Source organism: Hugenholtzia roseola DSM 9546 (assembly GCF_000422585.1).
GTDB classification, from domain to species: domain Bacteria; phylum Bacteroidota; class Bacteroidia; order Cytophagales; family Bernardetiaceae; genus Hugenholtzia; species Hugenholtzia roseola.
In genome coordinates this window covers 207960-224418 of record NZ_KE383881.1, presented here as the reverse complement: position 1 = coordinate 224418, position 16459 = coordinate 207960, and the positions used below count along the sequence as shown (strand labels likewise).

Sequence of the window (16459 nt, the reverse complement as noted above, 5' to 3'; positions counted from 1 at the left end):
AGCCTCAAAGACGGGGTTTTGCACAAAGCACAAAACCCCGTTTTTTTGACATTCTAACCCTTGTAACAAAGCCTTTGAGTGTAACACAAGTTGGTATAAAACACAGTGTTTTTCAATTCTTCTGAAATAAATCTATCTGTTCTTTTATCTAAATTTTCCAAAGATAAACCTATCTCCTTTTTCATGAATATAATCGGTATATTCATATTCATCAAACTCAAATCTTTTTGTTTTAATATTCCAGATAACTTTATTTTCGCTTATCTCAACATCAGCAACGTAATCACAACACCCTTCGAATCCGCAGTCACATCTTCCAATTAGAATCTCACCGCCTCTAAATAAGTTTTTTTGTCTAAAAAAACGTGACGGGTCTATTCCTAAGAAACCGCTGCCTAAAAGGTCTTGACCATCAATTTCGATTCTCACCTGACGGTCGTTAGACACTTCACTTGGTAGTATTTTGAATGTTAACGTATTCATTTTTTTAATGGTATAGAATGGAGAAATGTTTTTGCAGGGCGAGATTGATAGCAATCCCTTACCTTACGCATAAAAGTTTATAGAAAGTACAAAAGTCTAAATAAGCACATTAGCTCGCCTTTTTGTAAAAAGAGTGTTAGGCACAGTTTTTACTCTTTTTCGCTACGCAACTGCTCTATTTGTTCAGCAGTCAAGCCTGTTCCTTTCGCTATTGTGGTATTATCCAAACCTAATGAAATAAAATTTTTCGCAATTTCAATTTTCTCATCTTTCCGTACTTTCTCCTTCGCTTCTGCTATTTTCTTCTCCATCAGCTCCTCTTGTTGGATTTTCAAAGAAAGTGCCTCACTTGCCTTTACGTGTAAATAATCTAAGTAACGATTGTAACCATAAGTTTGTTCTTGATTCAAACGCATAACATCTAAAACCTCCTTTGCCTCTGCCAAACCTTTTGCCTTAAAACTATCTTTTACTTCACTATTTTTCAAAAAATATACCCATTCGTCCAAAGTATCTTTGGCTACATCATTAAATTGATTTACTTTGATAATGTAATATTCGGGGAAAATATCCGATATATTTTGTTTGGTAAAAGTTTCTTCGCGCAAACTTTGAAAGTTAGTTGTCCCCTTATAGACATAATCTTTACCTTTTCCTAAATCAAAATAAACGATATTGACAGAAATTACTTTTTTGATTTCCGAGTAAGATTGCCCTAAACTCAAATTTTCAGTCAAAGCCTTCGAAGCCCCATATGCCATGCGATGGAAATAATCGATTTCATACGTATTTTGAATTTCTACGATAACAAGCTCATTTTTAGCGTTTTGCACCAAGATATCGACGCGATTGTACTTATCTTGTTCAGTTTCCTGATTGCCTTCGCTTTCCAAAATTTTTTCAATTTTGATGTCTTCAAATAAAAGTTCGGATAGGAAACCTTCCAACACAACAAAGTTAGCCTTATTGCGAAGGAGTTTTTTCACTGCCCAATCGAAACGGATTAGTCGCTTGCTCATTATTTTCTGTTTTTCACAAAGATACGAAAAAAAGAAAAAGCAAGTTTCAAAAGTAGGAATTTGCTTTTTAGTTAAGAGGTTTTCTTGACTTTGACACTTTGAAGGATTAAATAGCTGATTATCAATCAGTTACATTTTTTCAGTAGCACTGCGTTTTAGGCTAAGTGGTTACTTATCAAGTTTTTAATAGTGCATCTAATAAGATAAAGTGTTTTGATATAATTTTGTACCCAAATTTCTAATCTCCTCTTTGCTTACCAACTGCATAAGCCAATCGGGGGGTAGCCCTTTTTCGGGGTTTGAAACGTAGTAAAGGGCAGCCAAGCCGCCTGTGATAGCCGCCGTTGTGTCGGTATCTTTTCCCAAATTAACGGCTTGAAGGGTTGCTTGTGTAAAACTCTCTGTCGTGAGCAGACACCAAACACTTGCCTCTATGCTATGCAAGACGTAGCCTGTGCCTAAAATGCTATCGGGGTTTGCCGCCGTGATGTCCTCTTTTAAAAGCCTATCAAAAATAGCAATCTCCTTTGGGTCTATGCCCTGACTTTGAAAAAAGGCAGGTAGCTCTTTCTGTAATTCTCGATAGATTTGCATTTTTTCTTTCTTTTCTAAAATTTTTTTCGCAAATTCTATATAATAAAAACAAGCCATTACCGACCTAATATGTGCGTGTGTGAGAGAAGATACTTTTTTTGTCCAATCAAAACGCTTTTCAATAGGCAAATTTTGTACATAAAAAAGGAGAGGTAAAATGCGCATCAATGAACCATTGCCGTTGCTATCTTCTGTGCTTTCCCCTGCCAAAAGGGGGGCTGTTCCGTCTTTGAGTTTTCTTATGGCTCTGCGCGTTGTGTTGCCTACATCGAAGACCTTGCCATGTGCCGTCCAATGGGCTTGATAAAGCCATTTACAAAAATTTTGAGCCAAATGATTTAAAAATTGTGTTTCATCTTCTAAACCTAACTCCGCCAAACTTTCTGCCAAACAGAAAGTCAGCGAACTATCGTCCGACCAAGTGCCGATGGGTTGATGGTGTGAGCCATAACCTATCAGAGTAGTCGCAGGATTTTCCTGCATTTGGTCGCGGCTTCGAAATTCGTAAGGCACGCCCAAAGCATCAGCCAACGCAACGCCCAAGAGTGCCATCTGACAATCTTCGAGCGTAAAAGAAGGAGTAGTATTCATTTTCGTAAAATTAAAAAACAAAAAATAAGAAATGATATTTAAAACTATTTCAATCCCAATTTTCACTAACTTCGGACAAGAACTTGCCTTGCCCGAAGTTGGATTGAAATAACGTCGCTCATTCAGACGGTAGTTATGAAACTCCTGCCTAATGCTACGTTTTTACATTCGAACAACGAAAAATTAGACTGTGGTAGAAAGTTTAGCGGCGTTCTTTTGGCTTTTTCCCCAAATTTTGCCAATCTCTTCTGCCACGACACGCCCCGAAATAATCGAGGGCGGAACCCCCGGACCGGGTACGGTGAGTTGCCCTGTATAGTATAGATTTTCTACCTTTTTAGATTTGAGCTTCGGTTTGAAAAATGCCGTTTGTCGCAGCGTATTTGCCAATCCGTAAGCATTTCCTTTGAAGGAATGATAGTCTTGTTTGAAATCTTCCAAACAGTAACTTCTTTTTACGATAACATGCTCGCGTATTTTCTGACCTGTGAAACGCTCTAAACGCTGCATGACCATGTGGTAATATTTTTCGCGCATTTCTTCGGAATCTTCCAAATCGGGCGCAATCGGAATGAGTACGAAGATATTTTCGCAGCCTTCGGGTGCAACGGTTTTGTCGCTCTTAGAAGGGGCGCAGACATAAAACAAAGGCTTCGAAGGCCATTGGGGGTTTGTATAAATTTCTTCGGCATGCAGTTCGAAATCTTCATCAAAAAACAGGTTATGATGCGAAATCGTATTGACTTTTCTATTCACCCCCAAATAAAAGAGCAGACTTGAAGGCGACATCACACGTCTATCCCAATATTTTTCGCTGTAATTGCGATAGGGTTTTTCTAATAGTTTTTGGTCGGTATGTTCGTAATCGCCGCTGGAAACTACGACATCGGCTTCGATAAAACCCTGATTGGTCTGCACGCCTTTCGCTTTTCCATTCTCTACCACAATTTGCGAAACCTCTGTTTGGGTCAGGAAGGTTACGCCTTGCTGTGAAGCCACTTTTACCATTGCCTTGACAATTTCATTCATGCCCTTCATCGGATACCAAGTTCCCAACACTAAGTCGGCATAGTTCATCAGGCTATACATGGCAGGCGTATTTTGTGGCGTTGCCCCAAGAAACAAAACGGGAAACTCTAAAATCTTGATAAGTTCGGGATTTGAAAAATACTTGCGCACGTGTTTGCTCAAAGAATTGAGCATCTGAATACGGAAACTTTCGGTGATAAAGCGCAGGTCTATAAATTCGGTGATGGAGTGTGAAGGGCGAAAAACATAGTCGCCCATGCCTACTTTGTATTTGTATTCGGCTTGCTTCAAAAATTCTTTCAATTTGGCAGAACTCCCCGTTTCCTTCGATTCGAAGAGCGCGTACAGTTCTTCCAAAGAAGCGGGAACATCTATGACTTCCTGTTCATTGAAAAAGACTTTATAGGCAGGCGAAAGGCGTTTTAAATCGTAAAAATCAGAAACTTTTTTGCCAAAGAGAGCGAAATAGTCTTCAAAGACATCGGGCATCCAATACCAACTGGGTCCCATATCGAAGGTAAAACCCTCCTGCTGCCAAATTCGCGCTCTGCCGCCTAATTGGTCATTTTTTTCAACTACCGTTACTGAAAAACCTTTTTGTGCCAAACAAGCGGCGGCGGAAAGCCCTGCAAAGCCAGAGCCTATCACGACTATTTTTTGTTCCATGGAATATGATTTTGTATTTTTCTAAAAAAGCATTTTTATCGGATTTTGTTTAGCGTAGGGCTTTTTTCTAAGTAGAAAATAGGCGTTAGGGAGCAAAAAATGGACTTTTAAAAAGAAAAGCAATAGAGTGCAGCCAAAAAAGTAGGGACAAGTCATTGTCCCTACATAGGTTTATCTTTTTCGCTTTACTCAAAAATGGCTGCCTCGCTGGGTAGCTCTACCAAAATTTGGTTTTTGAGCAAATCTTCTAAGGTTTCGCGCTCGCGAATCAGGTAAGCCTTCCCTTGGTGTATCAAGACTTCAGCAGGGCGTAGGCGTGAGTTGTAATTTGATGCCATCATAAAACCATAAGCCCCCGCATTTCTGATAGCCAAAATATCGCCTTCGCGCACTTCGGTTAGTTTTCTATCCCAACCAAAGGTATCTGTTTCGCAGATGTAGCCTACAATGGCATAGACCCGACTTGCACCCGTAGGGTTCGAAACATTGACAATCTGGTGATAGGAATCATAAAACATAGGGCGGATTAAGTGGTTCATACCCGAATTGACCCCTACAAAAAGGGAGGCAGGTGTTTGTTTGATGACGTTGGTTTGCACAAAAAATGTCCCCGATTCGCTGACCAAAAACTTGCCCGGCTCGAACCAAAGTTCCAAATCTCTGCCATATTTTTTACAAAAATCTTGAAAGGCTTGGCGCAATTTTGCCCCCAAATCGGCTAAGTTTGTCGTAATATCGCCTTCTTTGTACGCAACTTTAAAGCCACTGCCGAAATCCATAAATTCTAAGTCTTGGAAATCCTCTGCCGCCTCGAAAAGGATTTGCGCCCCCCTCAAAAAGACATCAGCATCTAAAATATCCGACCCCGTATGCATGTGTAAGCCATTGATTTTCATATTGTTAGCCTTCACAACGCGCAAGACATGTCGTAGCTGTAAGATAGAGATGCCAAATTTGGAATCGATGTGTCCTACCTGAATTTTATGATTGCCCCCTGCCATGATGTGCGGATTGAGGCGGATACAACAGGGTACAGTATTGCCAAATTTGTGTCCGAATTGTTCTAAAATGGAGATGTTGTCGATATTGATGCGAACCCCCAGCTCGACGGCTTCCTCAATTTCTTGCAAAGAAACGCAGTTGGGTGTAAATAAAATCTCATCGGCGGCAAAACCTGCCAAAAGACCCAATCGCGCCTCCTCGATGGATACCACATCTAAGCCTATGCCTTGTTGTCTGAAAAATTTGAGAACCGAAATATTCGTCAGGGCTTTGGCTGCATATTTGAGCTTCAAATCCACGCCCTTGAAAGCCGTTTTAAGTTCCTTCAATTTGGCGAGCATTACCTCGGTGTCATACACGTACAAAGGCGTGCCATAAGCAGCGCAAAGGTCTGAAACAGATAGACCCTGAATTTGATACTGATTCTCAATAAGTTGCATAGAGAAAATAAAAGAAAATAAAGAAAGGTATAGAATTTTAAGCACAAAAAACGCCAATAAGAAGGCTATCTCAAAAGCGCAGATTTTTGTCGCTTAGTAGGGCAAATATAAGTCTTTGTTGGGAAAATAACGCCAAAGTGCCGCCTGTGCCGTTATTTTTTGTGCGTTATTTTTTCTCGAAAGCAAGGCTTCTATTACAACACAAAGGCGGGCGAGGGGCTGAATTTAGAAAAAATAGAAAAAATAAAAAAAATAAAAAAAATAAAAAAAAGCATAGGAATAAGTGAGAAAGGAAAGGTAGCAGCCTTTCTGCCCTGTCTTTAACGATACAAATTCCTACTTTTTAAGATTTTTGCTTTTCTTTTTGTTGTCAGAAAGGACAAAAGGTAGTATCTTTACGCATCGAACGAGGCTCTGTTTTCCTACCCTTTGGGCTATCTTTGCGTTGAGCTATCTTTGCGCCTTCGCGCCGACCGCCTCAATTTCTATCCTGCACACGCTTTTTTTCGGGGGTAGTAGGATTGAGTTCTAAAAATTGTTGTTCGAAGTTTGAGGCAAGATATGTTTTGAACTTCCTCTTTTTTTGCAAAATTTCTATCTTTTTGTTTCCTACCTTTTATGCAAACCCAAACTTTTTCTGCCCAAAATTTGGCGGAGCTTACAGAAAAAATAGACCGCTTTTTGGCGCAATCGCCTGATTTCAAACCTACTTTGGCGTTCCTCTTTTGCTCGGTAGAGCAAGATTTGAAGGGCATAAGCCACTGTTTTGCAGAGCGCGACATTGCCCTTTTTGGGGCAACAACGGCAGGCGAAATTTTAAATGATAGCGTCTTAGAAAATGCCATTGCTGTTATGTTGCTCAATCTCAACCCTGACGCTTTTCGCCTATTGATGGCACAAAATCAGGAAGGGGTGCGCCAAAATGCTCAAAATTTGGCACAAGTAGCGCAGGAAACCTTTGCGCAGCCTGCACTTTTGGTCGCCTCCGCAGGGTTGGCTACAAATGGTGATGATATTGTAGAGGGAGTGAAAAATATCATACCCAATCCGAAACTATTTGGCGCATTGGCAGGCGACGACTTCAAAATGAGCGGTACTTTTGTCTTCAACCAAACGGCACAGACCGACAACGGACTTCTTTTTTTAGCCTTAGACACCGAAAGGGTAAGCGTAGAAGGCTTGGCTACCAGCGGTTGGAAGCCCGTAGGCACAGAGCGCACCATTACAAAGGCGGCTGGCAATGTCATTTATACCATCGATGACGAACCCGCTCTCGATGTTTTCATCAAATATTTTAAATATGAGGACATCGACGAAAACGAAAAAGCCGACGTTATTGTCAAATTAGGCACGAATCACCCCTTTCATTTGCAGCGTCCTGACGGTTCGAGCGTCTTGCGTGCGCCCCTTATGTCGCAGGAAAAAGCCCTGATTTTTGCAGGTGCAATACCACAGGGGGCGAAGGTACGATTTTCTATGCCTCCCGATTTTACCGTCATAGACCAAGCCATAGAAGATGTCGCCACCTTACAAACAAACCTACCCGAAGCGGAAGCGATTTTACTTTTTTCTTGCAAGGCACGCCATTTGGCTTTGGGTATGATGGTAGAAGATGAAATTGCAGGCTTCCAAAACCTTTGGCAGGCACCCCTTGTCGGGCTTTTCTCATACGGCGAATTGGGCTGCAAAGTAGGCTTCCAGAATTGCGATTTTCATAATGAAACTTCTTCGGTTGTGATTTTAAAAGAAAAAAGCAACTGATTTTTCAAATAAAATGCTATCTCTATTAAGTATCTGCTTATTTGAACGATAAACAAGCCATTTCACAAAAACGAATTTCAAAGGCATTAGTTAGGCATTTTCAAATTTGCTATATTTGATAGAGATAGAAAAAGTTTTTTATTTTTTACTTTTATCAAAAAAGTTTTTGCTTCTTATGAGCTTATCCGCTTCCGATTTTGCCCAATCTTTCCAACACCTACGCGAAAAATTGCAACAGCTTGCTCTGCCCAAAGAGGAGCAGGATTTTTGGCTCAAACAGCTCAAAAGTATCGAGCGTGCTTTGGCGATGGCTAATTTCAAGTTTGAGCGCATGGAAAGAGAAAAAAAATCATTAGAAAATTTATTAGAAAGTACCATATCCGAACTAAACGAGAAAAACCAAAACCTACTCGAACTCAATGCCTCGCTTATTGCCACAGAGGAAGAATTGCGTCAGAATAGTGAGGAATTGCGCGTTTTAAATGAAATGTTGGAAGATAGAATTAAGGCGGCTATCTTCGAAACCGAAATGCAAGCCAATACCATCAAGAAAAAAAATATTCATATCACCGATAGCATCAATTACGCCAAGCGTATTCAGGAAGCAATGCTTTGGAAAGAAGAAGAAATTAAGCAGTTATTTCCCGAATCTTTTGTCTTTTTTCGTCCGAAAGATGTAGTAAGTGGCGATTTTTATTGGTTTGCCGATTTAGAAACAAAGACGGAGGAAACCGATAAAAGGCAGGAAAAAGAGAGCGAAAAAGCCTTAGCCGTTGTTGCCGATTGTACAGGGCATGGTGTTCCGGGTGCTTTTATGAGCCTGATAATCAACGATGGATTGAATCAGATTGTAAAGGTTAGGGGTATTCACGCGCCTGCCGAAATTCTCAAATTGTTAGATTTGCACGTAAAAAGTACGCTTCGTCAGGAGGGGACTTTGAATAGAGATGGCGCAGATGTAGGGGTTTGTTTGGTCGATAAAAGCGCGAAAAAAATAACCTTTGCAGGGGCAAAAAGCAATGCTTTAATTATTCAAAATGCGCAAGTCCAAGTTTTTAAAGGGACAAATCTTTCTGTCGGAGGTGATATTGGAGGGTACAAACTACGCCAAAAGGTAGAGTTTGAAAATTATACGTTGCCTTTTCAAATAGGGAAAACCCTTATTTATCTCTATTCAGACGGCTATAAAGACCAATTTGGAGGAAAGGACGACAAAAAACTTTCTGGACGAAATTTTAGGAAACTGCTTGAAAAAAACCAAGCCTTGCCGCTTGCAGAGCAAGGGCGCAGACTTGAAAGTTATTTTGTAGAATGGAAGCAAAAGCGCGAACAGCTCGATGACGTGTTAGTTGTAGGTTTGAAAGTCTAATTTTTCTATTTTTGTGCAAAAAAACAAAAAATGGAAAATATAGCTCAAAAATTAGACAAAAATCTTCAAAAAATGCCGCTCAAAACGCGCTTTGCGCCTACTCCTTCGGGCTTTCTTCATCTGGGAAATGTTTTTTCTTTTTTGCTTACTTGGCTTTTGGCGCGAAGGGAAAGTGGAAAAATTTATTTACGCATCGACGATATAGACGCAAGTAGAAGCCGCCCCGAATACGTGGAGGACATCTTCTTTACCCTCGATTGGCTTGGACTTGATTACGACGAGGGTGCGCAAAATGTAGATGATTTCTATAAATTTTATTCACAGCAGCACCGACTTGAACATTACGACTCCTTTTTGAGCCGTCTTGCGCAGCAGTGGCTTTTTCCCTGTACTTGTTCGCGCAGGGAGATTATAGAAAAATATCAGGGAATTTATAATGGAAATTGTCTAAGTAGTTTGCTTTCTGAAAAGACGCATTTTTTTCAAAAAGAAAATGAAATTTTTATACAAAAAGAAAACCAAAAATGCGCTTGGCGTTTGCAAACCCAAAAATTGATTGCCCAAACTTATGCTTATTTTGAATATGATTGGAAAGGCAGAGAAGACAAAAAAGTGCAATTTAAGGGCGATTTAGTACATAGAGAAATGCCTTACTATATTCTTCGTAGCAAACAAAATAGGGCGGCGTATCAGTTAGTTTCTTTGATAGAAGACCTTGAAAATCAAATCAATTTCATTGTAAGGGGTAGCGATTTGATACCTTCTACGCAGGCACAAATGGCACTTGCGTCCTTACTTTCCGATTTTTTTTCGTTCAAAAACACTATTTTCTTACATCACAGACTTATGCACGATTTAAAGGGTGACAAACTTTCTAAGTCGGCAGGTGCAGCCGCCATCTATCACCAAAGAGCGCGTGGCGAAGTAGGAAAAAGTTTTGTATTTGAGTCTTTTTCCGAATTTTTAGGTTTAAAAGAAAAGCTATATTCTTTAAAAGATTTTCAACTTTTTTTCGAGGCGCAATCTTAAAAAAGTCTGCTATTTTTTTGAGTAGGCTGGTAAGAAAGATTTTTTTTGCTATCTTTGTTGAGGCTTTTGGAAACACATCTGCGTTTCTTTTGGTTTTGAAACGCTAAGATATGAGCAAAAGCCTTTTTTAGCAGCCTGAAGGTTGTAACAACACCCAAGTTAGCAGAAAGCATAAAATGGATAAAAGAGCAAGAAACATATTTGAAAATTTGAAAGGAGATTGGACTTTAAATAGGATAATTAAAGACTTAAATCTCAATGAGATAAACACAGCGAGTGGAGTAGCCTCTTTTTCTCAATCAAGCCTTGATGAAATTGATTCCCTATATTATGTAGAAAATGGAAAACTCTTATTGAAGAAAATAAATAAATTAATAAATTTTACTCGTGAATACATCTACAAAATAGTAGATAATCAAATAGATATAATATTAAACGATGGCGTTACAAAAGGTAACTTATTCCAAACTCTTATTTTTGAAAACAACGAACACGAATTAAAAGGCTCTGAACACATTTGCAAACTTGATAGACATAATGGAAAATATTATTTTATAGACAAGTTTAATTTTTACATAGAATATACTGTGAATGGACCCAAAACTAACTTGCTAATTAGAACGAATTACAGTAAAATAAATAATGCCTGCTTGTAACATCAGTTTAACGAAAAATGGGACTGATGAGCAAATATAAACATTTGAAAACTAAACAAACGGATAGGCTGGTGGGATAAAAAAGTGCTAAATACTCCCTATTTTTGTCAAACTTACCGTCAGATGCAACTTAAAAAACACAAAATTTCCTAATCAAAAAGCAAGCTCCCACTTTTCAGACTTGCTTTTTTCGTATCTTTGTGAAAAACAGAATACTATGGGCAAGCGACTAATCCGTTTCGAATGGGCAGTGAAAAAACTCCTTCGCAATAAAGAGAAAAAAACCTATAAGATTTTAAAAATCTTATAGGTTTGGAAGTCTAAAAGCTACATATTCCTCCTATACTGTCCCCCCACTTCAAACAAAGCCCTTGTAATTTGCCCTAAAGTGCAAATTTTGGTGGCTTCCATCAAATGGTTGAATAGGTTTTGGTTTTGTATGGCAGCCTTTTGAAGATTTCGTAGGGTCTGCTTGCTCTTTTCGGCATCGAAGGTTTGCAAATGGTTGCGGGTCTGGATTTGAAACTCCTTTTCCGCTTCGGTAGAACGAATGACCTCGGCAGGGATAATCGTAGGCGAACCCTTAGAAGAAAGGTAGGTATTGACCCCTACAATCGGATACTCGCCTGTGTGTTTGAGCATTTCGTAGTGCAGACTTTCTTCCTGAATTTGAGTGCGCTGAAATTGCCTTTCCATTGCACCCAAAACGCCACCGCGCTCGGTAATTTGGTCAAAAATTTTCAAAACGGCTTCTTCTACCAAATCCGTTAGCTCTTCAATGATAAACGAACCCTGCAAAGGATTTTCGTTTTTCGCTAACCCTAACTCTTTGTTGATGATAAGCTGAATGGCAACGGCACGACGGACGGATTCTTCCGTAGGCGTTGTGATGGCTTCATCATAGGCGTTGGTGTGCAAAGAATTGCAGTTGTCGTAGATGGCATAAAGGGCTTGTAGGGTCGTTCTGATGTCGTTGAAGTCGATTTCTTGTGCGTGCAAAGAGCGTCCCGACGTTTGGATATGGTATTTGAGTTTTTGAGAACGGTCATTTGCACCGTATTTGTATTTCATCGCCTTTGCCCAAATCCTACGCGCCACTCGCCCAATCACAGAATATTCGGGGTCTATGCCATTGGAAAAGAAAAAGGAGAAATTAGGCGCGAAATCGTCGATGTGCATGCCTCTGCTCAAATAATATTCGGCAAAGGTAAAGCCATTGCTAAGGGTAAAGGCAAGTTGTGTAATCGGATTTGCCCCTGCTTCGGCAATGTGATAGCCCGAAATAGAAACGGAATAGAAATTTTCTACCTTGTGGTCGATGAAATACTGCTGAATGTCGCCCATAAGTTTGAGCGAAAATTCTGTGCTAAAAATGCAGGTATTTTGGGCTTGGTCTTCTTTCAAAATATCGGCTTGTACCGTTCCGCGCACCTGCGAAAGGGTTTTGGCTTTAATTTTTTCATAGACTTCCTTTGGCAAAACTTCATCTCCTGTAACCCCCAAAAGCATCAAACCCAAACCGCCATTGCCTTCGGGCAGTTCGCCCTGATACTGCGGACGCGGCTTTCCACTTTGGGCATACTTTGCCGCAATTTTGGCTTCGACTTCGGCTTCTAAGCCATTTTCTTTGATGTAAATTTCACACTGCTGGTCTATGGCAGCGTTCATAAAAAAGGCACAAACCGCCGCCGCAGGACCATTGATGGTCATAGAAACGGACGTGCTGGGGTGGCAAAGGTTGAATCCCGAATAGAGCTTTTTGGCATCATCGAGGCAACACACGCTCACGCCCGAATTGCCAATTTTACCATAAATATCAGGGCGATAATCAGGGTCTTCGCCATAAAGCGTAACCGAATCGAAGGCTGTGGAAAGACGGGCAGCGGGCATACCTTTGGAAAGGTAGTGAAAACGGCGATTGGTACGCTCGGGACCGCCCTCGCCTGCAAACATGCGTGTAGGGTCTTCGCCTGTGCGCTTGAAGGGAAAAACGCCTGCGGTGTAGGGAAACTCACCGGGTACATTTTCTTGCAACGACCATTTTAAAATATCGCCCCAACTGCGATATTTGGGCAGCACCACTTTCGGTATTTTAGAATGTGAAAGCGACTTGGTGTAGGTCTGCACCCTAATATCCTTGCCCCTAACCTGATAAATAAATTCATCGGCTTGATAGGCAGCTACTTTGCTTTCCCATTCTTCTATGATTTTCCAATTTGTGCCATCTAAACCTAATTTGACCTGCTCGAAGGTGTCTTTCAAACCCTGCAAAACGGCATCTTTAAGGTCTTGGGGCAAGTCTTTGTTGTCGGAAACGGTTTGGATAGATTGCTGCAAACCGTAGAGTTTGTCCGCAATTTTTGACTGCTCTTCCGACCAAATGTCATAACGGCGATTATTTTCACTAATTTCAGAAAGATAGCGCACACGTGCAGGGGGTATGATGTACTGCTTTTCCGAAATTTCGGCAGTCATTTCATAAGATGACTCAAAATTAGAACCTGTCTTTTCATTGATTAAATCAATAATGGCACGATAAAGCGTATTTGTACCTGCATCATTAAATTGTGAAGCGATTGTACCATAAACGGGCAACTTTTCGTCGGGCGTGTCCCAAAGATTGCGGTTGCGCTTGTACTGCTTCTTGACATCGCGCAAGGCATCTAACGCGCCTCTTTTATCAAATTTATTCAATGCAATGACATCGGCAAAATCAATCATATCGATTTTTTCTAATTGTGAAGCCGCCCCATATTCGGGAGTCATGACGTAGAGAGAAGCGTCGGAATGGTCGATGATTTCGGTATCAGATTGTCCGATTCCCGAAGTTTCTAAGATGATTAAATCAAATTCGGCGGCTTTTAGGATATCGAGCGCGTCTTGAACATATTTAGAAAGAGCCAAATTAGACTGACGTGTGGCAAGCGAGCGCATATAGACTCTGTTATTGGTGATAGAGTTCATGCGAATACGGTCGCCCAAAAGTGCGCCGCCTGTGCGTCTGCGCGAAGGGTCTACGGATACGATGGCGATATTTTTATTTTCAAAGTCGATAAGAAAGCGTCTGACTAATTCATCTACCATAGAAGATTTGCCTGCGCCACCTGTGCCTGTGATGCCCAAAATAGGGGCAGACTTTTCAGGAATCAGTTGGCGAATTTGGCTAAGAAGGTGCTTGTTTTCTTCGGGATAGTTTTCTACCGCCGAAATCAGACGCGCCAAATGTTTAGAATCTTTATCTTTAATTTGTACAATTTCCTGCCCTTGTAGGTCTTTTCCTGTGGGAAAATCGGATTTTTGCAGCAAATCGTTTATCATACCTTGCAAACCCATAGCTCTGCCGTCGTCGGGGTGATAGATGCGCGTAATGCCGTAGGCGTGCAGTTCTTCAATTTCGGAGGGTAGGATTACGCCACCGCCGCCGCCAAAGAGTTTGATATGAGGTGCGCCGCGCTCTTTGAGCAAATCGTGCATATACTTAAAAAATTCCACGTGTCCGCCCTGATACGAAGTAATGGCAATGGCTTGCGCATCTTCCTGAATGGCGCAATTAACGATTTCTTCTACCGAGCGATTGTGTCCTAAATGGATAACCTCTGCGCCAGAGGCTTGTATGATGCGGCGCATGATATTGATAGCAGCATCATGACCATCAAAAAGTGCCGCCGCCGTAACGACGCGAATCTTATTTTGTGCCACATAAGGCAGGGTAACAGGGGGGTTATTCGTACTCATTTGTGCGTAAGTTGCGTGTTGATATGCGTATTGATAGATGTACTTTTCCTAACTGCTACAAATTTAAAAAGTTTTTTGGGAAAATGGGACAGCGCAAGCCGAATGTTGGTGAATATTGTGTAACTTTACGACTACTCATTTCTTACACGCTACAATTATGATTTTGAAAACAACTTATATTTTTGCTTTAAGTTTATTTTTGCTTTTTTTATTGCCTGCACCTACTCTTGCGCCAAAAGTTATTCACTGCCAAAATCAAACGCAACAGAATCCCTTTCTGAAACTGCAATATGACAAAGTCGTTTCTTATCAAGTGCCTGATAAGTTTTCAGTGTTATCTATTGTAGAAGAGGATTATACCCTCAATAAACATGTCCCAACCAACAAAGGTAAGGTCTTATCTGCCCAAGAAATAAATGCACTTCTGAATATTGTTTTAGATGAAAAAAGCTATGGTGGTGGAGCTGCGGCTTGTTTTGACCCACATTGGGGCGTTGTTTTTTACAAAAAGGGAAAAATCGTAGGCTCGATAGAAGTTTGCTTTGGCTGCAATACCTTAGAAACAAGACCGTTCCAACTCAAAATAGCAGAGGAGTATACTGATAAGTTAATGAATTGCAATAGCGGTGAAGATTGTGGTAAGTATATCTTCGGTTTCAGCAAAGAAGGTAGAAAAAAACTTAAATCACTTGGTGCAAAATGGGGAATAAATAGCTACGATTTAGTATCGGAAAGTTCTTTTGATTAGTTTTTTTATTAAGAAACCCTCACACCACCTCTGCCACCACAAACGAACTGCCCCCAATGAAAATCAAATCTTCGGGGGTAGCGGCTGCCTTTGCTGCCTGCCAAGCCGCCAAAACAGAAGGATAAGCCGCCCCTTGCAAACCATAGGTTTGCATTTTTTGTCGCAATACCTCTGCTTCTAATCCGCGCTCTACAGCGGGCTTGCAAAAATAATAAGTGGCGTTTTTAGGTAAAATATCAAACATTTTTAAGTCTTTGTCATTTACCGCACCTAAAACTAAATGCTGTTTTTTAATCGCCTTTTTCCTACAAATTTCTGAAAGTTGTGCTGCAATCCATACAAAAGCATCTTGGTTATGTCCTACATCAGTAAGGGTCAAAGGGGCATCAGACAACTTTTGCCACCTGCCTTTCAAGCCCGTCAGTTGGGTGAGATTCGAAAGTCCTTCGCGCCAAGCCTGCGCTGGAATGGGTGTATTGCTTTTTTCCCATAGTTTTAAAGTTGTGATGATACCTAAAATATTATCGCGCTGGTAGTTACCTTTCAGTTCAAATTCAAAATCAGATAAAAAGTAAGATTTTTCTATTTTATCGTAAATAGAAAAATTGCCGTTTTCTAAGACTTCTAAGTCCCACAAATCCTCTGCAAAATAAATCGCTGCGCCCTGCTGCTCGGCTTTTTCTATAAAAACCTGCTGACAGTCAGGCTGTTTTTTACTAATTACAATAGGCACGTTGGGTTTGATAATGCCCGCTTTTTCGGCTGCAATTTTAGGCAGCGTGTCGCCCAAATATGCCTGATGGTCGTAGCTGATGTTGGTAATAACCGAAATTTGAGGCAAAATTACATTGGTAGAATCCAACCTTCCTCCCATACCTACTTCAATAATTGCAATATCTAATAAATTTTGAGCTGCCTTTTCTGCAAAATAAGCAAATGCCATGCCTACGGTAAGTTCAAAAAAAGAAGGCTTTATTTTTTCTATAAAGTCCTGATTTTCAGACACAAAGCGCACAACAAACTCGCGCTCAATCTCAACGCCATTGAGCCGAATCCGCTCTGTAAATTCTTTCAAATGAGGCGAAGTATAAAGTCCTACTTTCAGACCTGCCGCCTGCAAAACCGCCGCCAAGCTATGCGAAGTGCTGCCTTTCCCATTCGTACCTGCTACATGAATGGAGCGAAAACGCTCGTGAGGATTGCCCAGATGCGCCATCAAAGCCCAAGTATTATCCAAGTTGGCTTTGTAGGCTGCCCCACCAATGCGTTGAAACATAGGCAGTTGGGCATAAAGATAGGTGAGTGTTTCGGCGTAAGTCATAGAAATTTTATAGAAT

The 16459-nt window shown here is 40.7% G+C and carries 12 protein-coding genes; 5 read left to right on the top strand and 7 right to left on the bottom strand.

The features are described from left to right. Positions 1–144: 144 nt before the first annotated feature. From G500_RS0114655 to lysA, 5 genes are all read right to left on the bottom strand, one after another. The gene (locus G500_RS0114655) at positions 145–483 is read right to left on the bottom strand and encodes a hypothetical protein (protein WP_027003097.1); all 339 of its coding nucleotides are present in this window, start codon (positions 481–483) and stop codon (positions 145–147) included. A gap of 149 nt (positions 484–632) precedes the next feature. After that, positions 633–1502, bottom strand: coding sequence for an Rpn family recombination-promoting nuclease/putative transposase (locus G500_RS0114650; protein WP_027003096.1), 870 nt, complete (start codon positions 1500–1502; stop codon positions 633–635). Positions 1503–1697: 195 nt separating this feature from the next. Further along, entirely contained in the window at positions 1698–2687 is a 990-nt protein-coding gene (locus G500_RS0114645) for an ADP-ribosylglycohydrolase family protein (RefSeq protein WP_051203681.1), read from the bottom strand. A gap of 183 nt (positions 2688–2870) precedes the next feature. Continuing rightward, a complete protein-coding gene (locus tag G500_RS23650) occupies positions 2871–4382 on the bottom strand; it encodes a phytoene desaturase family protein (RefSeq protein WP_035757518.1) in 1512 nt (503 codons plus the stop codon). 185 nt (positions 4383–4567) lie between these two features. After that, complete coding sequence (gene lysA / locus G500_RS0114630) at positions 4568–5824, bottom strand: diaminopimelate decarboxylase (RefSeq protein ID WP_027003094.1); 1257 nt, start codon at positions 5822–5824, stop codon at positions 4568–4570. Positions 5825–6442: 618 nt separating this feature from the next. Between lysA and G500_RS0114615 the strand changes: the two genes are divergently transcribed. From G500_RS0114615 to G500_RS0114595, 4 genes are all read left to right on the top strand, one after another. After that, on the top strand, positions 6443–7585 hold the full coding sequence (locus G500_RS0114615) for an FIST signal transduction protein (RefSeq protein WP_027003093.1): 1143 nt from the start codon (positions 6443–6445) through the stop codon (positions 7583–7585). A gap of 175 nt (positions 7586–7760) precedes the next feature. Next, positions 7761–8954, top strand: a complete 1194-nt coding sequence (locus tag G500_RS0114610) for a SpoIIE family protein phosphatase (RefSeq protein WP_154657170.1) — start codon at positions 7761–7763, stop codon at positions 8952–8954. 30 nt (positions 8955–8984) lie between these two features. Beyond that, positions 8985–9983 (top strand): glutamate--tRNA ligase family protein, encoded by a 999-nt coding sequence (locus G500_RS0114605; RefSeq protein ID WP_051203670.1) that lies wholly within the window; start codon positions 8985–8987, stop codon positions 9981–9983. 176 nt (positions 9984–10159) lie between these two features. Next, on the top strand, positions 10160–10639 hold the full coding sequence (locus tag G500_RS0114595; RefSeq protein ID WP_027003090.1) for a DUF6314 family protein: 480 nt from the start codon (positions 10160–10162) through the stop codon (positions 10637–10639). A gap of 327 nt (positions 10640–10966) precedes the next feature. Here G500_RS0114595 and G500_RS0114585 read toward each other — a convergent pair whose 3' ends face one another. Beyond that, positions 10967–14374, bottom strand: coding sequence for a methylmalonyl-CoA mutase family protein (locus G500_RS0114585; RefSeq protein WP_027003089.1), 3408 nt, complete (start codon positions 14372–14374; stop codon positions 10967–10969). A 157-nt stretch (positions 14375–14531) separates the two neighbouring features. Here G500_RS0114585 and G500_RS0114580 point away from each other — a divergent pair, with 157 nt between their 5' ends. Further along, positions 14532–15122 carry a hypothetical protein gene (locus G500_RS0114580; protein ID WP_027003088.1) on the top strand — a complete coding sequence of 197 codons (591 nt, stop codon included), beginning with the start codon at positions 14532–14534 and terminating at the stop codon, positions 15120–15122. Between the two features lie 19 nt (positions 15123–15141). Here the strand turns inward: G500_RS0114580 and G500_RS0114575 are convergent, their stop codons facing one another. Beyond that, entirely contained in the window at positions 15142–16443 is a 1302-nt protein-coding gene (locus G500_RS0114575) for a bifunctional folylpolyglutamate synthase/dihydrofolate synthase (protein WP_027003087.1), read from the bottom strand. Between the last annotated feature and the right edge of the window lie 16 nt (positions 16444–16459).

What these genes read in the sequence shown, in the direction of transcription:
- G500_RS0114655 (WP_027003097.1), bottom strand. Translation starts at nt 483, where the DNA reads ATGAATACGTTAACATTCAAAATACTACCAAGTGAAGTGTCTAACGAC.
- G500_RS0114650 (WP_027003096.1), bottom strand. Translation starts at nt 1,502, where the DNA reads ATGAGCAAGCGACTAATCCGTTTCGATTGGGCAGTGAAAAAACTCCTT.
- G500_RS0114645 (WP_051203681.1), bottom strand. Translation starts at nt 2,687, where the DNA reads ATGAATACTACTCCTTCTTTTACGCTCGAAGATTGTCAGATGGCACTC.
- G500_RS23650 (WP_035757518.1), bottom strand. Translation starts at nt 4,382, where the DNA reads ATGGAACAAAAAATAGTCGTGATAGGCTCTGGCTTTGCAGGGCTTTCC.
- lysA (WP_027003094.1), bottom strand. Translation starts at nt 5,824, where the DNA reads ATGCAACTTATTGAGAATCAGTATCAAATTCAGGGTCTATCTGTTTCA.
- G500_RS0114615 (WP_027003093.1), top strand. Translation starts at nt 6,443, where the DNA reads ATGCAAACCCAAACTTTTTCTGCCCAAAATTTGGCGGAGCTTACAGAA.
- G500_RS0114610 (WP_154657170.1), top strand. Translation starts at nt 7,761, where the DNA reads ATGAGCTTATCCGCTTCCGATTTTGCCCAATCTTTCCAACACCTACGC.
- G500_RS0114605 (WP_051203670.1), top strand. Translation starts at nt 8,985, where the DNA reads ATGGAAAATATAGCTCAAAAATTAGACAAAAATCTTCAAAAAATGCCG.
- G500_RS0114595 (WP_027003090.1), top strand. Translation starts at nt 10,160, where the DNA reads ATGGATAAAAGAGCAAGAAACATATTTGAAAATTTGAAAGGAGATTGG.
- G500_RS0114585 (WP_027003089.1), bottom strand. Translation starts at nt 14,374, where the DNA reads ATGAGTACGAATAACCCCCCTGTTACCCTGCCTTATGTGGCACAAAAT.
- G500_RS0114580 (WP_027003088.1), top strand. Translation starts at nt 14,532, where the DNA reads ATGATTTTGAAAACAACTTATATTTTTGCTTTAAGTTTATTTTTGCTT.
- G500_RS0114575 (WP_027003087.1), bottom strand. Translation starts at nt 16,443, where the DNA reads ATGACTTACGCCGAAACACTCACCTATCTTTATGCCCAACTGCCTATG.